Source organism: Streptomyces sp. NBC_01235, assembly GCF_035989285.1.
In the GTDB taxonomy this organism is placed as follows: domain Bacteria; phylum Actinomycetota; class Actinomycetes; order Streptomycetales; family Streptomycetaceae; genus Streptomyces.
Genome location: NZ_CP108513.1, coordinates 7,037,093 through 7,057,483, shown reverse-complemented (window position 1 = coordinate 7,057,483; position 20,391 = coordinate 7,037,093). Strand labels below are relative to the sequence as shown.

Sequence of the window (20,391 nt, the reverse complement as noted above, 5' to 3'; positions counted from 1 at the left end):
GGGGACGGGTCGATGAGCCGTGTCGGCAGTCCCTAAACTCGGCTTGTTTCAAGGAGGGAGCCTCAATCGTGCGCAAGGTGCTCATCGCCAACCGTGGCGAAATCGCAGTCCGCGTGGCCCGGGCATGCCGGGATGCCGGCATCGCGAGCGTGGCCGTGTACGCCGACCCGGACCGGGACGCTCTGCATGTCCGCGCTGCGGATGAGGCGTTCGCCCTGGGCGGTGACACTCCTGGGACCAGCTACCTCGACATCGAGAAGGTGCTGAACGCGGCGAAGGAGTCCGGCGCCGACGCGATCCACCCCGGCTACGGCTTCCTGTCGGAGAACGCCGAGTTCGCCCAGGCCGTCCTGGACGCCGGTCTGATCTGGATCGGTCCGCCCCCGCAGGCCATCCGCGACCTCGGTGACAAGGTCGCCGCCCGGCACATCGCCCAGCGGGCCGGCGCGCCCCTGGTCGCCGGTACACCCGACCCGGTGTCCGGCGCCGACGAGGTCGTCGCCTTCGCCGAGGAGCACGGGCTGCCGATCGCGATCAAGGCCGCCTTCGGCGGCGGCGGCCGTGGTCTGAAGGTCGCCCGCACCCTCGAAGAGGTCCCCGAGTTGTACGACTCGGCCGTGCGTGAGGCGGTCGCCGCTTTCGGTCGCGGCGAGTGCTTCGTCGAGCGGTACCTGGACAAGCCGCGGCACGTGGAGACGCAGTGCCTGGCCGACAGCCACGGCAACGTGGTCGTCGTCTCGACCCGTGACTGCTCGCTCCAGCGCCGCCACCAGAAGCTGGTCGAGGAGGCCCCGGCGCCGTTCCTGTCCGAGGAGCAGGTCGCCGAGCTGTACTCGTCCTCGAAGGCGATCCTGAAGGAGGCCGGCTACGTCGGCGCCGGGACCGTCGAGTTCCTGGTCGGAGCCGACGGCACGATCTCCTTCTTGGAGGTCAACACCCGCCTCCAGGTGGAGCACCCGGTCACCGAGGAGGTCGCCGGCATCGACCTGGTGCGTGAGATGTTCCGGATCGCCGACGGCGAGGAGCTCGGCTACGGCGACCCGGAGCTGCGCGGTCACTCCTTCGAGTTCCGTATCAACGGCGAGGACCCGGGCCGCAACTTCCTCCCGGCCCCCGGCACGGTCACCACGTTCGCCCCGCCGTCCGGCCCGGGCGTGCGTCTGGACGCGGGCGTGGAGTCCGGCTCGGTCATCGGCCCCGCGTGGGACTCGCTGCTGGCCAAGCTGATCGTCACCGGCGCCACCCGTGAGCAGGCGCTCCAGCGGGCGGCCCGCGCGCTGGCGGAGTTCCAGGTCGAGGGTATGGCCACCGCCATCCCCTTCCACCGCGCGGTCGTCACCGACCCCGCCTTCGCCCCCGAACTCACCGGCAGCCAGGACCCGTTCACGGTCCACACCCGCTGGATCGAGACCGAGTTCGTCAACGAGATCCCCGCCTTCGTCACCCCGGCCGACACCGAGGCCGAGGACGAGACGGACCGCGAGACGATCGTCGTCGAGGTCGGCGGCAAGCGCCTGGAGGTCTCCCTCCCGTCCTCGCTCGGCATGTCCCTGGCCCGTACGGGTCTCGCGGCGGGCGCCAAGCCCAAGCGGCGCGCGGCCAAGAAGTCCGGCCCCACGGCCTCCGGCGACACCCTCGCCTCCCCGATGCAGGGCACCATCGTCAAGGTGGCCGTCGAGGAGGGCCAGGAGGTCAAGGAGGGCGACCTGATCGTCGTCCTCGAAGCGATGAAGATGGAGCAGCCGCTGAACGCGCACCGCTCCGGCACCATCAAGGGCCTCGCGGCCGAGGTCGGCGCGTCCGTCACGTCCGGCGCGGCGATCTGCGAGATCAAGGACTGACGCCTCGTCCTCAAGCGCCGGGCCGGCATCATCCAGCCCGTCTGGGGTCCCCCCGCTCGAGCGAAGCCGAGAGCGGGGGAGCTTGAGGACAGGCCCGTTCAGGGCCGCAGGCGGGGGTCTGGGGGCGGCAGCGCCCAGGCGTCGGCACGCCGACCGCCCGCCCAACCGCCGCAGGCCTCACTCACCGGCGGCGCAGGTCCGCGACCCTGGCGCGCTCGGCGCCGGGGGACTGTTCACCCACTACCGCCGTGCGCAGGCCTGCCGCGGCGCCCGGGACCTGGCCCCGGCGCGGAGCCGGGAGCGGTAGGTCCCGACGCTGCTGGTGGCGCGCCGGGCCCGTATCACCCCCCTGGCTTCCCGCCGCTCCGGCCACGGCGATCTGCACCCCCTGGTCCGCCAGGGCCTGCAGTTCGGTGGCGGCACGGTCGTCGTGCGCGGGCGGCTCGTCGGTGACCAGGCGGGTGATGAGGTCCGTGGGCACGGTCTGGAACATGGTGTCGGTGCCGAGCTTGGTGTGGTCGGCGAGGACGACGACCTCGGTGGCCGCCTGCACCAGCGCGCGGTCCACGGACGCCGACAGCATGTTGGACGTGGACAGCCCGCGCTCCGCGGTCAGTCCGCTCCCGGAGATGAAGGCCCGCGACACCCTGAGTCCTTGGAGGGACTGCTCGGCGCCGCTCCCCACGAGGGCGTAGTTGGAGCCGCGCAGGGTCCCGCCGGTCATCACGACCTCGACCCGGTTGGCATGGGCCAACGCCTGGGCCACGAGGAGGGAGTTGGTGACGACCGTCAGACCGGGGACGCGGGCGAGCCGGCGGGCCAGCTCCTGGGTGGTGGTGCCCGCCCCGACCACGATGGCCTCGCCCTCTTCGACGAAGTTGGCGGCGAGGTCCGCGATGGCGGTCTTTTCGGCGGTCGCGAGATGGGATTTCTGCGGAAAGCCGGACTCCCGCGTGAAACCGCCCGGCAATACCGCACCGCCGTGCCGGCGGTCGAGGAGTCCTTCTGCCTCCAGTGCGCGCACGTCCCGCCGTACGGTCACTTCGGAGGTCTGGACGACGCGGGCGAGTTCACGGAGCGACACGGCCCCGTTCGCTCGCACCATTTCGAGGATCAATTGACGACGTTCTGCAGCGAACACGAAACTGACAGTAACGCGGACGACCGTCTGCTTTCAGCTCTTTGCGCCGAATAGTAGAAGTTGTTCGCACAGAGGGACGGGAGGTGGTATAGGACCCAGTTCCGGCGTCTATGCCGCCCGCACGTCCGGTATCAGGCCTCGCCTGCCGTTTTCCGGGTGTGCAGCTGTCGTGCGACCTCCGCGATCGACCCCGAAAGCGACGGGTACACGGTGAACGCGTTCGCGATCTGTTCGACCGTCAGATTGTTGTCGACGGCGATCGAGATGGGGTGGATCAGTTCCGAGGCGCGCGGCGCCACGACCACACCGCCGACGACGATCCCCGTGCCGGGCCGGCAGAAGATCTTGACGAAGCCGTCGCGGATGCCCTGCATCTTGGCACGCGGGTTGCGCAGCAGCGGCAGCTTGACGACCCGGGCGTCGATCTTGCCGCCGTCGACGTCGGCCTGGCTGTAGCCGACGGTGGCGATCTCGGGGTCGGTGAAGACGTTCGAGGAGACGGTCTTCAGGTTGAGGGGGGCCACCGCGTCGCCGAGGAAGTGGTACATGGCGATACGGCCCTGCATGGCGGCGACGGAGGCCAGGGCGAAGATCCCCGTCACGTCACCGGCGGCGTACACGCCCGGGGCGGTGGTCCGGCTGACCTTGTCGGTCCAGATGTGGCCGGACTCGCGGACCTTGACGCCCGCCTCCTCCAGGCCCAGCCCCTCGCTGTTGGGAATCGCGCCGACCGCCATCAGGCAGTGCGAGCCGGTGATGACCCGGCCGTCGGAGAGCGTGACCTCGACCCGGTCGCCGGCCCGCTTGGCGGACTCGGCGCGGGAGCGGGCCATGACGTTCATGCCACGGCGGCGGAAGACGTCCTCGAGGACACCGGCGGCGTCCGGGTCCTCGCCGGGCAGCACGCGGTCGCGGGAGGACACGAGGGTGACCTTGGAGCCGAGGGCCTGGTAGGCGCCGGCGAACTCGGCGCCGGTGACACCCGAGCCGACCACGATGAGCTCCTCGGGAAGCTCGGCGAGGTCGTAGACCTGGGTCCAGTTCAGGATGCGCTCGCCGTCGGGCTGGGCGTCCGGCAGCTCGCGCGGGTGGGCGCCGGTGGCGAGCAGGACGGCGTCGGCGGTGAGGGTCTCCTCGGTGCCGTCGGCGGCGGTGACCACGACCTTGCGGGAGCCGTCCAGGGCCTGCATGCCCTCCAGGCGGCCACGGCCGCGCAGCACCCGGGCGCCCGCGCGGGTGACGGAGGCGGTGATGTCGTGCGACTGGGCGAGCGCGAGCCGCTTCACCCGTCGGTTGACCTTGCCGAGGTCCACCCCGACGACGCGGGCCGCCTGCTCCAGCGGCGGGGTGTCGTCGGCGACGATGATCCCCAGCTCCTCGTACGAGGAGTCGAAGGTGGTCATCACCTCGGCCGTGGCGATCAGGGTCTTCGACGGCACGCAGTCGGTCAGCACCGACGCTCCGCCCAGACCGTCGCAGTCGACGACGGTCACCTCCGCGCCGAGCTGCGCGGCCACCAGGGCCGCTTCATAGCCGCCGGGTCCGCCACCGATGATCACGATCCGAGTCACGTACTCCATTGTCCCGCACAGGCGGCGGTGGTACTGCCCCGGGGGCCACGAGGGTCTCCATTGTGATGAGAGTGACGCGTGCGCCCACTGCCGTACCCTCCTTGCATGTCGCTCTACGCCGCGTACGCCGGCAACCTCGACGCGCGGCTGATGACCCGCCGCGCTCCCCACTCGCCGATGCGCGCCACCGGATGGCTGAGCGGATGGCGGCTGACGTTCGGCGGCGAGCAGTTGGGCTGGGAGGGCGCGCTGGCGACGGTCGTCGAGGACGCCGCGGACCCCGGCGCGCGGGTCTTCGTCGCGCTGTACGACGTCGCCCCCATGGACGAGGAGTCCCTGGACCGCTGGGAGGGCGTGGGCCTCGGCATCTACCGGCGCGCCCGGGTGCGGGTGCACACGCTGGAGGGCGTGGAGTCCGTCTGGATGTACGTCCTGAACGGCTACGAGGGCGGACTGCCGTCGGCACGCTACCTGGGCGAGATCGCCGACGCGGCGGAGTCGGCGGGCGCGCCCCACGACTACGTGATGGAGTTGCGGAAGCGGCCCTGCTGAGCTCCTTCGGAGCTCCTGCCGGGTCGCTGCCGGGCCGGCCCCTCGCATCGCCCGTCGTTGGAAACGACAAGACAACGATCGCCATCCCGTGGGCTCTGTCATCTACGCGCGTAGGCCGGAACGGGCTACCCTCAGTCGCGTGAACGCATCTCTTCTCCCGGACGACATCCAGGGCGCCACCCCAGCAGATCCCAGGGCCGCCGCCGACACCGCGGCCGCGCGCCTGCGCGAACTGACCGGCGCCGAGACCCACGACGTCGCCCTCGTGATGGGCTCCGGCTGGGCACCGGCCGTGGACGCCCTCGGCGCTCCCGACGCCGAGTTCCAGGTCACCGAGCTGCCCGGTTTCCCGCCGCCCGCGGTGGAGGGCCACGGCGGCAAGATCCGCTCGTACAAGATCGGCGAGAAGCGGGCGCTGGTCTTCCTGGGCCGCACCCACTACTACGAAGGCCGGGGCGTCGCCGCCGTCGCGCACGGTGTCCGCACGGCGGTGGCGGCCGGCTGCAAGACGATCGTGCTGACCAACGGCTGCGGCGGTCTGCGCGAGGGCATGCGCCCCGGGCAGCCGGTGCTGATCAGCGACCACATCAACCTCACGGCGACGTCCCCCATCGTCGGCGCGAACTTCGTCGACCTGACGGACCTGTACTCCCCGCGACTGCGCGCCCTGTGCAAGGAGATCGACGACACGCTGGAGGAGGGCGTCTACGCCCAGTTCCCCGGCCCGCACTACGAGACGCCGGCCGAGATCCGGATGGCGCGGGTCATCGGAGCGGACCTGGTGGGCATGTCCACGGTGCTGGAGGCCATCGCGGCGCGTGAGGCGGGCGCGGAGGTGCTGGGCATCTCCCTCGTCACCAACCTCGCCGCCGGGATGACGGGCGAGCCGCTGAACCACGAGGAGGTCCTCCAGGCCGGGCGGGACAGCGCCACCCGGATGGGCTCCCTGCTGGCCCAGGTCCTCGGCCGCCTGTAGCAGCGGTCCCTTCGGGGCGCCGGTCCGTGCAACTCAGCCCGCTGGGGGTCCCCCCCTCCGGGGGAGATCGAGGACGCGGCCCCTTCAGGGCCGACGGGGGTCCGGGGGCGCAGCCCTCGGACCCGGACCACGAGACGACGAGAGGTTGACCCCACCGTGCACGACGTCATCGCCCGCGCCACCGCCTGGCTCGCCGAGGACCCCGACCCGGAGACCCGCGACGAGCTCGCCGCGCTCATCGAGGCCGGGGACGTCACCGAGCTCGCCGAACGTTTCGACGGCACCCTCCAGTTCGGCACCGCCGGCCTGCGCGGTGAGCTCGGCGCCGGGCCCATGCGCATGAACCGTTCCGTCGTCATCCGGGCCGCCGCCGGCCTCGCCGCGTACCTCGCGAAGACCGGCCGGAGCGACGGAGTCGTCGTCATCGGCTACGACGCCCGCCACAAGTCGGAGGACTTCGCCCGGGACACCGCCGCGGTGATGACGGGCGCGGGGTTCCGGGCGGCCGTGCTGCCCCGCCCGCTCCCCACGCCCGTCCTGGCGTACGCCATAAGGCACCTCGGCGCGGTCGCCGGGGTGGAGGTCACCGCCAGTCACAACCCGCCCCGCGACAACGGCTACAAGGTGTATCTGGGCGACGGTTCGCAGATCGTGCCGCCCGCCGACGCCGGGATCGCGGCGGAGATCGACGCGATCGCCTCCCTGAAGGACGTTCCCCGTCCGGAGGCCGGCTGGCAGGTCCTCGACGACGCCGTCCTCGACGCCTACCTGGCCCGCACGGACGCCGTCCTCGCCCCGGACTCCCCCCGCACGGCCCGCACGGTGTACACGGCGATGCACGGCGTCGGCAAGGACGTCCTGCTCGCCGCCTTCGCCCGCGCGGGCTTCCCGGAGCCGGTGCTCGTCGCCGAACAGGCCGAGCCCGACCCGGAGTTCCCGACCGTCGCCTTCCCCAACCCGGAAGAGCCCGGCGCGATGGACCTGGCGTTCGCGGCGGCCCGCGCGAGCGGCCCCGACCTGGTCATCGCCAACGACCCGGACGCCGACCGCTGCGCCGTGGCCGTCCCCGACGGGGGCGACTGGCGCATGCTGCGGGGCGACGAGGTCGGCTCGCTGCTCGCCGCGCACCTCGTCCGGCGCGGCGCGCACGGCACGTTCGCCGAGTCGATCGTCTCCTCCTCCCTGCTCGGCCGGATCGCCGAGAAGGCGGGCCTGCCCTACGAGGAGACCCTCACCGGCTTCAAGTGGATCGCCCGCGTCGACGGCCTGCGCTACGGCTACGAGGAGGCCCTCGGCTACTGCGTGGACCCCGAGGGCGTACGCGACAAGGACGGCATCACCGCCGCCCTGCTCGTCACGGAACTGGCCTCGGAGCTCAAGGAGGAGGGCCGTACCCTTCTCGACCTGCTCGACGACCTCGCCGTGGAGCACGGCCTGCACGCCACCGACCAGCTGTCGGTCCGGGTGCAGGACCTGTCCGTCATCGCCGATGCCATGCGCCGGCTCCGGGAGCGGCCCCCGACCTCGCTCGCGGGCCTCGCCGTCACCCGCGCCGAGGATCTCAGCCGGGGCACGGACAAGCTGCCGCCCACCGACGGCCTGCGCTACACGCTCGACGGCGCCCGGGTCGTCGTCCGCCCCAGCGGCACCGAGCCGAAGCTGAAGTGCTACCTGGAGGTCGTCGTCCCGGTCGCCGACCACTGCGGCCTCCCGGCTGCCCGGGCGCGGGCGGCCGACCTCCTCGCGGCGATCAAGCGGGACCTGTCGGCGGCGGCCGGCATCTGACCGTACGAGCCCGACCGACCGCGACCGTACGAGCCGACCTGCCCTGACCCACCGCCGGTCAGGGCAGGAACAGCACCACCGCCACACCCCCACCAACGGCGCCGATGACGACCCCACGAGACCGCGAACTCATCGCTTCCCCCGCACCTCCCCAGCCGTTCAGGGCGAAAGCGGCCCCACCCCACCCCGCCTCACCCCACAGCCAGCAGAATCCCCAGCACCAAGGCGCCCGCCACCGCCGGACCCAGGATCTCCCAGGCCCACCGCACGGTCACCTCGCCCTGGGCGCTCTCCTCCTTCTCCCCCGCCTCCCACAGCTCCCGCAGCTCATCCATGACCCGGTCGGTCTCGGCCCGCACGGGCCCGTCCGGCACCGCACCGCCTCCGCGAAGCGCTCCGCCCCCGAGTCCGCCGATGCCCCGGCCGCCCTGGCCGCCAACCCGGCCGTCCCGCTGCGCCGCCGCCCGGGACTCCCGCCGGGTCGCCCGTTTCCGCGCCCGCAGCGAGACGGGGACGGACCACAGCTGGAACTTCTTCCCCGACGCGGCGACGACCTCGTTGGAGTAACCGGACCGCAGCGAGGCGACCTGCCCCCAGGGCAGCACGATCACCCGGAACGGATTGCGTACCCGCAGCCGGTCCTGGCCCGCGTACACGGCGGGCCGCAGCGTGAAGGCGACGGTCAGCGGCACCACCAGGATCAGTGTCGCGAGCGCCAGCCACGGCGTCCGTCCCTCGCCCGCGACGATCGCGTCGATACCGAGCCAGCCGGCCAGGCCCAGCAGCACCACGCCACCGGCGATGCCCGCGGGCGACCGGTAGACGCGGTCCTTGGTCTCAGGGCCCGTGGGACCCGAGGGCCCCGAGGGCCGCGGCGCTGGTGACTGGTCTTCCGGGCTCGTCATGGCCCCGATTGTGCCCGACGTCCCGCCCCCGCTCATCCGCGATCCCCCCACCGCCGACGAGCATCAGGGGATGTACATCCGCTACGCGCGTAGATATGCTCGTCTGGTGACCATGCCCACCAATGCAACCACCGCAGCCGATGCCCTTACGGACGTGACCGCGTCCGACAGCTCGCTGCGCCGCTTCCTCCACGGGCTGCCCGGCGTCGACGCGGTCGGCCTGGAGGCGCGCGCCGCGGCGCTCGGCACCCGTTCCATCAAGACGACCGCGAAGGCGTACGCCATCGACCTCGCCATCTCGATGGTCGACCTGACGACGCTGGAAGGCGCGGACACCCCGGGCAAGGTCCGGGCGCTCGGCGCGAAGGCGGTCCGCCCCGACCCGACCGACCGGACGGCCCCCAGCACGGCCGCGGTCTGCGTCTACCCCGACATGGTGGCCGTCGCCAAGGAGGCCGTCGCGGGCTCCGGCGTGAAGGTCGCCTCGGTCGCCACCGCCTTCCCGGCCGGCCGTGCCGCCCTCCCGGTGAAGCTGGCGGACGTCCGTGACGCGGTCGCCGCCGGCGCCGACGAGATCGACATGGTCATCGACCGCGGGGCGTTCCTCTCGGGCAGGTACATGAAGGTGTACGACGAGATCGTCGCCGTGAAGGAGATCTCGGGCGCGGCCCGCCTGAAGGTCATCTTCGAGACGGGCGAGCTGTCGACGTACGACAACATCCGGCGGGCGAGCTGGCTCGGCATGCTGGCCGGGGCGGACTTCATCAAGACGTCCACCGGCAAGGTCGCCGTCAACGCCACCCCCGCCAACACCCTCCTCATGCTGGAAGCCGTACGCGACTTCCGCGCGCAGACCGGCGTCCAGGTCGGTGTGAAGCCCGCCGGGGGCATCCGCACCACCAAGGACGCCATCAAGTTCCTCGTCCTGGTCAACGAGACCGCCGGCGAGGACTGGCTGGACAACCACTGGTTCCGCTTCGGCGCCTCCTCGCTCCTGAACGACCTGCTGATGCAGCGTCAGAAGCTGGCCACCGGCCGCTACTCCGGCCCCGACTACGTGACGGTGGACTGATCACCATGGCATCCGCATTCGAATACGCCCCGGCGCCCGAGTCCCGCTCGGTCGTCGACATCGCCCCCTCCTACGGCCTCTTCATCGACGGCGAGTTCGTCGAGGCGGCCGACGGCAAGGTCTTCAAGACGGTCAGTCCCAGCACGGAGGAAGTGCTGTCGGAGATCGCCCAGGCCGGCGCGGAGGACGTCGACCGTGCGGTGAAGGCCGCCCGCAGGGCCTTCGAGAAGTGGTCCGCGCTGCCCGGCTCCGAGCGTGCGAAGTACCTCTTCCGCATCGCCCGCGTCATCCAGGAGCGCAGCCGTGAGCTCGCCGTCCTGGAGACCCTGGACAACGGCAAGCCCATCAGGGAGACGCGCGACGCCGACCTCCCCCTGGTCGCCGCACACTTCTTCTACTACGCGGGCTGGGCCGACAAGCTCGACCACGCCGGGTTCGGCTCCTCGCCGAAGCCCCTCGGTGTGGCGGGCCAGGTCATCCCCTGGAACTTCCCCCTGCTGATGCTGGCGTGGAAGATCGCGCCCGCGCTCGCCACGGGCAACACGGTCGTGCTCAAGCCCGCCGAGACGACCCCCCTCTCGGCGCTGTTCTTCGCGGACATCTGCCGTCAGGCGGGCCTGCCCAAGGGCGTCGTCAACATCCTCCCGGGCTACGGCGACACAGGCGCCGCGCTGGTCGCGCACCCCGACGTGAACAAGGTCGCCTTCACCGGCTCGACGGCCGTGGGCAAGGAGATCGCGCGCACGGTCGCGGGCAGCCGCAAGAAGCTCACGCTGGAACTGGGCGGCAAGGGCGCCAACATCGTCTTCGACGACGCGCCGATCGACCAGGCCGTCGAGGGCATCGTCAGCGGCATCTTCTTCAACCAGGGCCAGGTCTGCTGCGCGGGCAGCCGGCTCCTCGTCCAGGAGTCGATCCAGGACGAGCTCCTGGAGTCGCTGAAGCGCCGCCTGTCCACCCTGCGCCTCGGCGACCCGCTCGACAAGAACACCGACATCGGCGCGATCAACTCCGAGGAGCAGCTCGCCCGTATCACCTCGCTGGTCGAGCGCGGCGAGGCGGAGGGTGCCGAGCGCTGGTCCCCGGCCTGCGAACTGCCGGCCGCCGGCTACTGGTTCGCCCCGACGCTCTTCACGAACGTCACGCAGGCCCACACGGTCGCCCGCGACGAGATCTTCGGCCCGGTCCTGTCGGTCCTCACCTTCCGTACGCCGGACGAGGCCGTCGCCAAGGCGAACAACACGCCGTACGGCCTGTCGGCGGGCATCTGGACCGAGAAGGGCTCCCGCATCCTCGCGGTGGCGAACAAGCTCCGGGCCGGTGTCGTCTGGTCCAACACGTTCAACAAGTTCGACCCGACCTCGCCGTTCGGCGGCTACAAGGAGTCGGGCTTCGGCCGCGAGGGCGGCCGCCACGGCCTGGAGGCGTACCTCGATGTCTGACCGTTTGAGCGTCTTCAAGACCTACAAGCTGTACGTCGGCGGGAAGTTCCCGCGTTCCGAGAGCGGCCGGGTGTACGAGGTGACCGACTCCAAGGGCAAGTGGCTGGCGAACGCCCCGCAGTCGTCCCGCAAGGACGCCCGGGACGCCGTGGTGGCCGCCCGCAAGGCGTTCGGCGGCTGGTCGGGCGCGACGGCGTACAACCGGGGCCAGGTCCTCTACCGCGTCGCCGAGATGCTGGAGGGCCGCCGGGACCAGTTCATCCGCGAGGTCGCGGACGCCGAGGGCCTGTCGAAGTCCAAGGCGGCCGTGGTCGTGGACGCGACGATCGACCGCTGGGTCTGGTACGCGGGCTGGACCGACAAGATCGCCCAGGTCGTGGGCGGCGGCAACCCGGTCGCGGGCCCGTACTTCAACCTCTCCTCCCCCGAGCCGACGGGCGTGGTCGCGGTCCTGGCCCCCCAGGAGTCGTCGTTCCTGGGCCTGGTGAGCGTCCTGGCCCCGGTGATCGCGACGGGCAACACGGCCGTCGTCATCGCGAGCGAGAAGTCCCCCCTCCCGGCCCTCTCCCTCGCCGAGGTGCTGGCCACCTCCGACGTCCCCGGCGGTGTCGTCAACGTCCTCTCCGGCCGTACGGCGGAGATCGCGGCACCCCTGGCCGCGCACCAGGACGTCAACGCGATCGACCTCGCGGGCGCGGACGACGTCCTCGCGAAGGAGCTGGAGATCGCGGCGGCCGACAACCTCAAGCGCGTCCTGCGTCCACAGCCTGTGGATTACGCGGAGACTCCGGGGACCGACCGCCTGACGGCCTTCCTGGAGACGAAGACGGTCTGGCACCCCACGGGCTCCCTGGGCGCGTCCGGCTCCGCCTACTGAGCCGCTCCACGAACGAGCCGCGCCACCCCTCCGTCCGGGGGCGGCGCGGCTCTCCCGCACGGGTGGACGGGTCTCAGCCGCCCAGCACCTTCGTCGCGTCCCCCAGCACCGGGATCGACCCGATCGACTGCGCCTGGGCCACCGGCCGGGTCAGCATCTGGGACGTCAGCGGCTTGAAGTCGGCGAGCTGGGTGCCGACGCCGTTGTCGAGGGGGTCGGCGCCGGTGCCCGCGAGCGGGTTGGGCTTGAGGCCGGAGACCGTGCCGGTGGCGTACGGCAGGGAGCCGAGCGCCCCCTGCAGTCCTGCCTGCGTGTCGAGGTTGCCGACCGAGGTGGGGCGCGTGCGCATCACCTCGCCGACGGGGTCACCGGTGGACGCGGCGGCGGTGCCCGCGCCCGCGCCCAGCGCCACTCCGGCGGTCGCGAGGGCGGCGAGGGCGCGCCGGCCGGTGGAGGTTTGTGGTGAGTCGTGTCGGGCCATTTGCGATGCCGCCTTCTGATGCGCAAGGTAATCAGGTCGACACGAAGGGTAGTTGAGGTGTGACGCGCGCTTCAAAGCCGACCCGCGGGGTCGTTGACCGCCCGGGGGATGCCTCACACTGGTGTCCCGTGACCTCCCATCCGCCCATACCGACGCGAGTCGTGCTGCTCTGCGGCCCTTCCGGCTCCGGCAAGTCCCTGCTCGCCGCCCGCTCCGGTCTCCCGGTGCTGCGGCTCGACGACTTCTACAAGGAGGGCGACGACCCGACGCTGCCGCTGGTCGCCGGGAGTTCCGACATCGACTGGGACCACCCCGACTCGTGGGACGCGGACACGGCCGTCGCCTCGATCGTGGAACTGTGCGGCACGGGCCGTACGAACGTTCCCGTGTACGACATCTCGCTCAGCGCCCGCAGCGGCGAGGACGCGATCGAGATCGGGCGGACCCCGCTGTTCATCGCGGAGGGCATCTTCGCCGCCGAGATCGTGAACCGCTGCCGGGAGCTGGGCGTCCTGGCCGACGCGCTGTGCCTGAGCCGCGGCCCGGTGAAGACCTTCCGCCGCCGCTTCCTGCGGGATCTGAAGGAGGGCCGCAAGTCGGTGCCCTTCCTGCTGCGCCGCGGCTGGCGCCTGATGCGCGCCGAAAGCTCCATCGTGGCCCGCCAGACCGCGCTCGGCGCGTACCCGTGCGACCGCGACGAGGCGATGGGCCGTCTGGCAGCCGCGGCGGCGGGCCGCCAGGCGTCGACGGCGCGTACGGCCGTCTAGGCACCGGCAGGGCAGGGCCGGCCGCCCACGGCCCGCGCCCGTGCGGCGCGCACGCAAAAGCGGGACTGGACGGACCCCCCGGCCCTCCAGTCCCGCTCCCTTGCGCTCCCCCGTGTTCCCCCCGGGTGGTGCTTCCCCCGTGCTTGCGCGGTACCGCTCCCCCGAACGTCCCCCGTCGGTTCCCCCCGGTACCGCTCCCCCGATCACCGGCTTCCCTGAGCGAAGCCGGGCCTTTCCCCCGTCACCTTCAGGCGACCAGCTCCCCGAAGGCGTCCTCCTCGTCACGGCCGAAGCTGAGGACCTCGTCCTCGCGCAGCCGGCGGAGCGACCGCCAGATGCTGGACTTCACCGTGCCGACACTGATGTCGAGGATCTCCGCGATCTCCGGGTCGGTGCGGCCCTCGTAGTAGCGCAGGACCAGCATCGTCCGCTGGAGTTCGGGCAGCCGGGCCAGCGCCTGCCACAGGACCGCGCGCAGTTCGGTGCCGCGCATCGCGTCCGTGTCGCCGGGCGTCTCCGGCAGTTCCTCGGTCGGGTACTCGTTCAGCTTGCGGCGGCGCCACGCGCTGATGTGCAGGTTGGTCATCGTCCGGCGCAGGTATCCGCCGACCGCGGCCTTGTCACTGATCCGGTCCCACGCCCGGTACGTCGAGAACAGCGCGCTCTGCAGCAGGTCCTCGGCCTCGAAGCGGTCGCCGGTCAGGTGGTAGGCGGTGGCGTACAGGGAGGCGCGGCGCTCCTGGACGTAGGCGGTGAACTCCGCCTCGGTCAGCGAGCGACGCTCCCCCGTGTCCTCCCTGTACGCGGCTCCCCCGTGAGCCTGTTCCCCCGTGTCGACCACCGTCATGAAGGCGGTGTGCTGACGCCCGGCGCCACGAGCGCACCCCCGCCCTCCCCCACGCTCGAAACCGTTCGCGCGGGAGGGACCCCCATCGGCGCCGGACTTCTCGGAACCCCGGTTCACGTCGTGCAGGCGAGTGACGACTGCGACTGCGTCGGTGCTCCTACCGTGCAGCGTGTTCATCTCGCGCCCCCCGTCGTGGACTTACCGGTGTTCGGTCTCTTGCGTCTTGCGTCGGTCCGGCTTCACCCCTGTGCTCGATGCCGCCTTGTCCGTGTCGAAAAGATTGCCCGGGCCACTTCATCGCCGTGTCCGCCGACTGTCACAGACCTGTCACAGGGGTCTGCCACGGCGACACCACAGATCGTTCACAGCCGTCCCCAGTACGGCAGTTGACTTGGGTCCACGCAGGTCACCGTGGGACCCTGCCAAGGTGACTCTCGGCATGGTGCTGTTCGACTCCCGCCTCCGCGCCTCGACGCGGACGCGGTAGCGGCCACACCTCTCCCCGACCTCGCGCGCCCCGCCCGCACCGGGCCGGGCGCCGGTCGCGGCTGTCGGCTCCCCGCTCCTGGTTCCGTCGAAGTGCCCTTCGTGTCCTGGCATTCACGACCACGAGGAGTACGCACGTGGAGTCCCACGACCACACCCCGACCCACGAGGCCCACGAGGCCCACGAGGCCCGCCACCCCTTCGTCACCGCCGACGACCGTATGCGCGCCGCCACCGCCCACCGGCTGGCCCGCGCGGGGACGTCCCTGCTGTGGCGGGGCGACTTCCAGGGCGCCCGCCGGCTGCTGCGGGCGATGGACCGCCGTGTCGGCGCCGGACCCACCTCGCCCGACCCGGCGCAGGCCTTCCGCCTCCGGCGCCGGGCCCGCGCCCACCGCGCCCGTGTCCTGAACCGGCTGCTGATCGAGCTGGCCGACGACCACACGGTGGCCCTGCGCCGGGCCCCGGACGTCCGCGAGGCCTGCCACGCCGCCTACGGGCCGCCCACCGGCCCCGCCCTGGTCCCGCTGCGGGAGCTGCTCGGCGTGATCGGCGCCCACCAGTGGCGCCTGAAGGGCGTCGAGGTGCCGGCCCTGGGCGCACGCGTCCACCCCCACTACGGCGTCTTCGCGCCGACGAGGAGCGAGTACGTGGACCTCGTGGCGCGCGCCCCGCTGCCGGCGACGGTCCGGCGGAGCCCGGCCGCGGCCACCGCGTTCGACCTGGGCACCGGCACCGGCGTCCTCGCGGCGGTACTGGCCCGCCGAGGCGTCGGACGGATCGTCGGAACGGACATCAACCCCCGCGCCCTGGTCTGCGCCGAGGACAACGCCCGTCGGCTCGGCCTGGACGGGCGGATCACCACGGCCCCGGGGCTGTATCCGCCCGGCCGGGCCGATCTCGTCGTCTGCAATCCGCCGTGGCTGCCCGGGCGGCCGACCGCCGCTCTCGAACTGGGGGTCTACGACGAGGGCGGCGGGATGCTGCGCGGCTTCCTGGCGGGTCTCGTGGAGCATCTGCGGCCCGGCGGCGAGGGCTGGCTGGTCCTGTCCGACCTGGCCGAACAGCTCCGTCTGCGGACCCGCGACGAGCTGCTCGGACTCGTCGAAACCGCAGGTCTGCGGGTTGCGGATCGGATGGATGTACGACCCGGGCACAGGCGTGCGCGGGACGTCTCCGACCCCCTGCACGCCGCCCGCGCCGCGGAAACCACGTCCCTCTGGCGCCTCAGCCCCGACCCATAGGTCGAACGACAGCCCCCTCATGGGCCAGAATGAGCCCGTGCCTTCCCTGTTGCTGATCGAGGACGACGACGCCATCCGTACGGCCCTGGAGCTCTCACTGACGCGCCAGGGACACCGGGTGGCCACCGCTGCCAGCGGTGAGGACGGTCTGAAGCTGCTGCGCGAGCAGCGGCCGGATCTCATCGTGCTGGACGTGATGCTGCCCGGCATCGACGGTTTCGAGGTGTGCCGGCGCATCCGGCGCACCGACCAGTTGCCGATCATCCTGCTCACCGCGCGAAGTGACGACATCGACGTCGTGGTCGGGCTGGAGTCCGGCGCCGACGACTATGTCGTCAAGCCCGTCCAGGGGCGGGTGCTGGACGCCCGGATCCGGGCCGTGCTGCGGCGCGGCGAGCGGGAGTCGAACGACTCGGCGACGTTCGGCAGCCTCGTCATCGACCGCGCGGCGATGACGGTGACGAAGAACGGCGAGGATCTGCAACTCACGCCGACCGAGCTGCGGCTGCTGCTCGAACTGTCCCGGCGGCCGGGGCAGGCCCTGTCGCGTCAGCAGCTGCTGCGCCTTGTGTGGGAGCACGACTACCTCGGTGACTCGCGGCTGGTGGACGCCTGCGTCCAGCGGCTGCGGGCCAAGGTGGAGGACGTCCCGTCGTCCCCGGTCCTGATCCGTACCGTGCGCGGCGTCGGCTACCGCCTGGACGCCCCTCAGTGACACAGGCGCAGGGGGGGCTCCGCGGCTGGTCCGCGGCGCGCAAGGGAAGACTTTCACGGCTGCGTTTCACCAGCCTGCGGCTGCGGCTCGTCGTCGTCTTCGGGGCGGTGGCCCTGACAGCCGCCGTGTCCGCGTCCGGCATCGCGTACTGGCTCAACCGCGAGGCCGTGCTGACCCGTACCCAGGGCGCGGTGCTGCGGGACTTCGAGCAGGAGATGCAGAACCGGGCGGGTTCGCTGCCCGAGCGTCCCTCGCAGGACGAGCTCCAGCACACCGCCGGGCAGATGGCCAACAGCAGCCAGCGCTTCAGTGTGCTGCTGGTGGGCACCGATTCGAGCGGCAAGACCGTCTACGGCAACTCGGGCGGACTGAACGGGTTCTCCCTGGAGGACGTGCCCGGGTCGCTGCGCACGGCGGTGAACAAGCAGCAGGACATCACGGGCGGCAACAAGTCGCCGTACCACCTGTACTGGCAGCGGATCGTGGACCACGGGACGCCGTATCTGGTGGCCGGTACAAGGGTCATCGGGGGCGGCCCGACCGGGTACATGCGCAAGTCGCTGGAGCCGGAGGCGAAGGACCTCAACTCGCTGGCCTGGTCGCTGGGGATCGCCACCGGCCTCGCGCTGATCGGCGCCGCGCTGCTCGCGCAGGCCGCCGCCACGACCGTCCTGAAGCCGGTGCACCGCCTGGGCGTCGCGGCTCGGCGGCTCGGCGAGGGCCGGCTCGACACGCGGCTGCGGGTGTCGGGGACGGACGAACTCGCCGATCTGTCGAGGACGTTCAACCGGACGGCCGAGGCGCTGGAGAAGCGGGTCGACGACATGGCCGCGCGGGACGAGGCGTCCCGGCGGTTCGTCGCCGACATGTCGCACGAGCTGCGCACGCCGCTGACCGCCATCACCACCGTCGCGGAGGTGCTGGAGGAGGAGCTGGACGCCGAGTCGGGCAGCATCGACCCGATGATCGAGCCGGCGGTGCGGCTGGTGGTCAGCGAGACGCGGCGGCTGAACAACCTCGTCGAGAACCTGATGGAGGTCACCCGCTTCGACGCGGGGACCGCGCGGCTGGTCCTGGACGACGTCGACCTCGCCGACCAGATCACCGCCTGCATCGACGCGCGTGCCTGGCTGGACGCGGTCGACCTGGACGCCGAGCGCGGCATCCACGCCCGGCTCGACCCGCGCCGCCTGGACGTCATCCTCGCCAACCTCATCGGCAACGCGCTCAAGCACGGCGGTTCGCCGGTGCGGGTGTCGGTGTCGACGGCGGACGACACGGTCGTCATCGCCGTGCGCGACCACGGGCCGGGCATCCCCGAGGAGGTGCTGCCGCACGTCTTCGACCGGTTCTACAAGGCGAGCGCCTCCCGGCCGCGCTCCGAGGGCAGCGGCCTAGGCCTGTCCATCGCCCAGGAGAACGCCCACATCCACGGCGGCGAGATCACGGCCGCCAACTCCCCGGAGGGCGGCGCGGTGTTCACGCTGCGGCTGCCCCGGGACGTCTCCGAACTGACCGAACAGGGCGGCGAGGGCGGCGAGCAGGGCGAGAAGCCGGTGCCGGCGAAGGGGGACGCATAGTGACCAGGGGCCGCGCGACGACCGTACGACGACGGCTGCTCGCCGTCCCCGTGCTGGCCGGCCTGGCCGGTCTGCTCGCCGGCTGCGGTATCCGGGCGACCGAGGTGCCGACCGACTTCGGGGCCGCGCCCTCCCGGGCACGCTGCTCGCTCAGCGAACCGGACGTGACGACGCAGTCCGCCCACGCGGGCGTGCTGGTGCAGGTGTTCCTGCTGTGCGGTTCGTCGCTGGTGGCCGTGGAGCGGTCCGTGCGGGTGCCGGACGGTGCGCCGGACTCCGAGCGGCGCGCGCTGGTGGCGCAGGGCCTGCTCGACCAGCTCGCCGAGTCGCCGTCGGCGGCCGAGAAGGAGGCCGGGTACACGACGGACGTACGCGGCGGCATGTCGGTCGTCGGACCGCGCCCCAAGGACCCGGACGACGCGCTGCGCCTGAGCACCTCGCCCGGCAGCCTCACCTCCTACGCCCTCGCCCAGCTCGTCTGCACGTTCTCCGACTCTGCGGCGGCGGAGGGCGACGGCTCGGTGATCCTGGGCGGCCCCGGCTCCGAGCCCCTGCGCCGCTACGTGTGCACCGACGAGGTCCGCTCCCGCCCCGGCAGCACAGAACCCCCGTCCTCAGCGGTCACGGACGGCGGCTGAGCGACGCGCCGGCCGGTCACGGACGGCGGCTGAGCGACGCGCCGGCCGGTCACGGACGGCGGCTGAGCGACGCGCCGGGCCGTTCCTGGGGGCACCCCGCTCCGGGAGCTCCGGGACCGTTCCGGGCCGGCTGAGGGGTTGGCTGAGGGGCCCGCTCAAGGGCCCGCTCAAGGGCCCGCTCAAGGGCCCGCTCAAGGGCCCGCTCAAGGGCCCGCTCAAGGGCCCGCTCAGGGACACCCTTCCGGGGCCCGGGCGGCGGTTCCCCACGGCCGGTTCCCTGCGGCCGGTTCCCTGCGGCCGGCCTCCCGCGGCCGGCTTCCCGGGGCCACCCGCGGGCGGACGGCGGCCGACCGGGACGCTGGGCTCGAGCCTGGCGCGAGGACTCCCAGGCGCGGGGACGTGGGGACGCCGGAACGCCGGGCTCGAGCGTGGCGCGAGGACTCCCTGACGCGGGGACGCCAGGACGCCAGGACGCCAGGACGCCAGGCTCGAGCGTGGCGCGAGGACTCCCTGACGCGGGGACCCGGGGACCCGGGGACGCCGCCCGGACGCCCGGACGCCGGGACGCCAGGACGCCAGGACGCCAGGACGCCAGGACGCCAGGACGCCGGGACGCCGGGACGCCGGGACGCCGGGACGCCGGGACGATCGTCGCTGCCCGTGGGGTGGTGTCGGTTCGGCTGTGTGAGGGGGTCGGTGGGTGGGCGGCCGGTGGTGCGGGGTGGTGTGGCGGACGCCTCATGGGCCGGTCGGGAAGGTTCGTCGTCGCAGGTCACCCGCTACCGAGGGGCCGTGGTGGGAAGGTGGGGCGCAGGGCTCGGGACGGTGTCGGGGGGTGAGCCGGAACCGATCGTGCCGGGGGGTGCGTCTTGGGGGGCGTGCAGCGTCAAGGCTCCATCGGCGGCAGCGCCGCGATCCGCATCCGCGCGACCGGGATTGTTCTCCTGGCCGCCCATCTCGTGTTCGTCGCCTGGGTCACGCTGCGACCGCTGAACGTCCCTTGGGTGATGCCCGCCAACCTGCACCCGTTCGACGGGATCCGCGCCGATCTGAAGCTGGGCTGGCCCGAGGCGGCCCGGCGGATCGGCGAGGGGCTGGGGCTGCTCGCCCCGCTGGGCGTCCTGCTGCCGCTGGCGCACGGCAGAATCCGGGTCTCGCCGCTCGCCTCCCTGATCCGTACGGTCACGGCGGGCGCCCTGCTGTCGCTGGGCATAGAGCTGTTGCAGACCGGGGTGCCGGGGCAGGTCGTGGACGTCGACTCGATGCTGCTGAACACCGTGGGCGTGGCCCTCGCGCACGTCGCGGTGGTACCGGCGGTGCGCGCGCGGCTGCGCCGCAGGGAGGAGCACCGGGGGCGGTCCGCGGTTCGTCAGGAAGAGGTGGCTCAGGGTCGGACCCCGAGGATTCCCAGGGTCGGTATCGCCCCGTAGAGCGACGCTTCGTCCCCTTCGTCGCCGTAGCGTTGATATCA

At 72.4% G+C, this 20,391-nt stretch carries 18 protein-coding genes; 13 read left to right on the top strand and 5 right to left on the bottom strand.

Translation table 11 applies throughout. From position 1 onward, the window contains the following. Nucleotides 1-68 precede the first annotated feature (68 nt). Nucleotides 69-1,841, top strand: coding sequence for an acetyl/propionyl/methylcrotonyl-CoA carboxylase subunit alpha (locus OG289_RS31740; RefSeq protein WP_327317473.1), 1,773 nt, complete (start codon nt 69-71; stop codon nt 1,839-1,841). A 181-nt stretch (nt 1,842-2,022) separates the two neighbouring features. Here the strand turns inward: OG289_RS31740 and OG289_RS31735 are convergent, their stop codons facing one another. Both OG289_RS31735 and OG289_RS31730 read right to left on the bottom strand, forming a co-directional pair. After that, the gene (locus OG289_RS31735; protein WP_327317471.1) at nt 2,023-2,982 is read right to left on the bottom strand and encodes a DeoR/GlpR family DNA-binding transcription regulator; all 960 of its coding nucleotides are present in this window, start codon (nt 2,980-2,982) and stop codon (nt 2,023-2,025) included. Between the two features lie 131 nt (nt 2,983-3,113). Then, nucleotides 3,114-4,562 (bottom strand): NAD(P)H-quinone dehydrogenase, encoded by a 1,449-nt coding sequence (locus OG289_RS31730; RefSeq protein WP_327317469.1) that lies wholly within the window; start codon nt 4,560-4,562, stop codon nt 3,114-3,116. A gap of 96 nt (nt 4,563-4,658) precedes the next feature. On the opposite strand from OG289_RS31730, the gene OG289_RS31725 reads away from it, so the two are divergent. From OG289_RS31725 to OG289_RS31715, 3 genes are all read left to right on the top strand, one after another. After that, a complete protein-coding gene (locus OG289_RS31725) occupies nt 4,659-5,105 on the top strand; it encodes a gamma-glutamylcyclotransferase (RefSeq protein ID WP_327317468.1) in 447 nt (148 codons plus the stop codon). A gap of 139 nt (nt 5,106-5,244) precedes the next feature. After that, nucleotides 5,245-6,081 carry a purine-nucleoside phosphorylase gene (locus OG289_RS31720; protein ID WP_327317467.1) on the top strand — a complete coding sequence of 279 codons (837 nt, stop codon included), beginning with the start codon at nt 5,245-5,247 and terminating at the stop codon, nt 6,079-6,081. 156 nt (nt 6,082-6,237) lie between these two features. Next, nucleotides 6,238-7,866, top strand: a complete 1,629-nt coding sequence (locus tag OG289_RS31715; protein ID WP_327317466.1) for a phospho-sugar mutase — start codon at nt 6,238-6,240, stop codon at nt 7,864-7,866. Between the two features lie 191 nt (nt 7,867-8,057). On the opposite strand, the gene OG289_RS31710 is transcribed toward OG289_RS31715, so the two are convergent. Next, nucleotides 8,058-8,771: a PH domain-containing protein gene (locus tag OG289_RS31710; protein WP_327317465.1), complete on the bottom strand. Its 714-nt coding sequence runs from the start codon at nt 8,769-8,771 to the stop codon at nt 8,058-8,060. Between the two features lie 112 nt (nt 8,772-8,883). Here OG289_RS31710 and deoC point away from each other — a divergent pair, with 112 nt between their 5' ends. Genes deoC through OG289_RS31695 form a run of 3 tightly spaced genes read left to right on the top strand, consistent with a single transcriptional unit; the run spans nt 8,884 to nt 12,162 of the window. Further along, nucleotides 8,884-9,843: a deoxyribose-phosphate aldolase gene (gene deoC / locus OG289_RS31705; protein WP_327320862.1), complete on the top strand. Its 960-nt coding sequence runs from the start codon at nt 8,884-8,886 to the stop codon at nt 9,841-9,843. A gap of 5 nt (nt 9,844-9,848) precedes the next feature. Further along, nucleotides 9,849-11,285 (top strand): aldehyde dehydrogenase family protein, encoded by a 1,437-nt coding sequence (locus OG289_RS31700; RefSeq protein WP_327317464.1) that lies wholly within the window; start codon nt 9,849-9,851, stop codon nt 11,283-11,285. Next, nucleotides 11,278-12,162, top strand: coding sequence for an aldehyde dehydrogenase family protein (locus OG289_RS31695; protein WP_327317463.1), 885 nt, complete (start codon nt 11,278-11,280; stop codon nt 12,160-12,162). Before OG289_RS31700 ends, OG289_RS31695 begins: the two co-directional genes overlap by 8 nt. A 73-nt stretch (nt 12,163-12,235) precedes the next feature. On the opposite strand, the gene OG289_RS31690 is transcribed toward OG289_RS31695, so the two are convergent. Continuing rightward, the gene (locus OG289_RS31690) at nt 12,236-12,643 is read right to left on the bottom strand and encodes a hypothetical protein (RefSeq protein ID WP_327317462.1); all 408 of its coding nucleotides are present in this window, start codon (nt 12,641-12,643) and stop codon (nt 12,236-12,238) included. Between the two features lie 59 nt (nt 12,644-12,702). On the opposite strand from OG289_RS31690, the gene OG289_RS31685 reads away from it, so the two are divergent. Beyond that, entirely contained in the window at nt 12,703-13,410 is a 708-nt protein-coding gene (locus tag OG289_RS31685; RefSeq protein ID WP_327317461.1) for a uridine kinase family protein, read from the top strand. Between the two features lie 247 nt (nt 13,411-13,657). Here OG289_RS31685 and OG289_RS31680 read toward each other — a convergent pair whose 3' ends face one another. Then, entirely contained in the window at nt 13,658-14,434 is a 777-nt protein-coding gene (locus OG289_RS31680; RefSeq protein ID WP_327317460.1) for a SigE family RNA polymerase sigma factor, read from the bottom strand. Nucleotides 14,435-14,880: 446 nt separating this feature from the next. Here OG289_RS31680 and OG289_RS31675 point away from each other — a divergent pair, with 446 nt between their 5' ends. The 5 genes from OG289_RS31675 (at nt 14,881) to OG289_RS31655 (ending at nt 20,350) form a co-directional block, all read left to right on the top strand. Then, nucleotides 14,881-15,987, top strand: a complete 1,107-nt coding sequence (locus OG289_RS31675) for a class I SAM-dependent methyltransferase (RefSeq protein WP_327317459.1) — start codon at nt 14,881-14,883, stop codon at nt 15,985-15,987. Nucleotides 15,988-16,024: 37 nt separating this feature from the next. After that, the gene (gene afsQ1 / locus OG289_RS31670) at nt 16,025-16,702 is read left to right on the top strand and encodes a two-component system response regulator AfsQ1 (RefSeq protein ID WP_173985586.1); all 678 of its coding nucleotides are present in this window, start codon (nt 16,025-16,027) and stop codon (nt 16,700-16,702) included. After that, nucleotides 16,699-18,282, top strand: a complete 1,584-nt coding sequence (locus OG289_RS31665; RefSeq protein ID WP_327317458.1) for a HAMP domain-containing sensor histidine kinase — start codon at nt 16,699-16,701, stop codon at nt 18,280-18,282. Before afsQ1 ends, OG289_RS31665 begins: the two co-directional genes overlap by 4 nt. Continuing rightward, a complete protein-coding gene (locus tag OG289_RS31660; RefSeq protein WP_327317457.1) occupies nt 18,282-18,920 on the top strand; it encodes a hypothetical protein in 639 nt (212 codons plus the stop codon). The genes OG289_RS31665 and OG289_RS31660 overlap by 1 nt, the downstream gene beginning before the upstream one ends. An 878-nt stretch (nt 18,921-19,798) precedes the next feature. Beyond that, entirely contained in the window at nt 19,799-20,350 is a 552-nt protein-coding gene (locus tag OG289_RS31655) for a VanZ family protein (RefSeq protein WP_327317456.1), read from the top strand. Nucleotides 20,351-20,391: the final 41 nt, after the last annotated feature.

What these genes read in the sequence shown, in the direction of transcription:
- OG289_RS31700 (WP_327317464.1), top strand. Translation starts at nt 9,849, where the DNA reads ATGGCATCCGCATTCGAATACGCCCCGGCGCCCGAGTCCCGCTCGGTC.
- OG289_RS31690 (WP_327317462.1), bottom strand. Translation starts at nt 12,643, where the DNA reads ATGGCCCGACACGACTCACCACAAACCTCCACCGGCCGGCGCGCCCTC.
- deoC (WP_327320862.1), top strand. Translation starts at nt 8,884, where the DNA reads ATGCCCACCAATGCAACCACCGCAGCCGATGCCCTTACGGACGTGACC.
- OG289_RS31725 (WP_327317468.1), top strand. Translation starts at nt 4,659, where the DNA reads ATGTCGCTCTACGCCGCGTACGCCGGCAACCTCGACGCGCGGCTGATG.
- OG289_RS31695 (WP_327317463.1), top strand. Translation starts at nt 11,278, where the DNA reads ATGTCTGACCGTTTGAGCGTCTTCAAGACCTACAAGCTGTACGTCGGC.
- OG289_RS31710 (WP_327317465.1), bottom strand. Translation starts at nt 8,771, where the DNA reads ATGACGAGCCCGGAAGACCAGTCACCAGCGCCGCGGCCCTCGGGGCCC.
- OG289_RS31680 (WP_327317460.1), bottom strand. Translation starts at nt 14,434, where the DNA reads ATGAACACGCTGCACGGTAGGAGCACCGACGCAGTCGCAGTCGTCACT.
- OG289_RS31730 (WP_327317469.1), bottom strand. Translation starts at nt 4,562, where the DNA reads ATGGAGTACGTGACTCGGATCGTGATCATCGGTGGCGGACCCGGCGGC.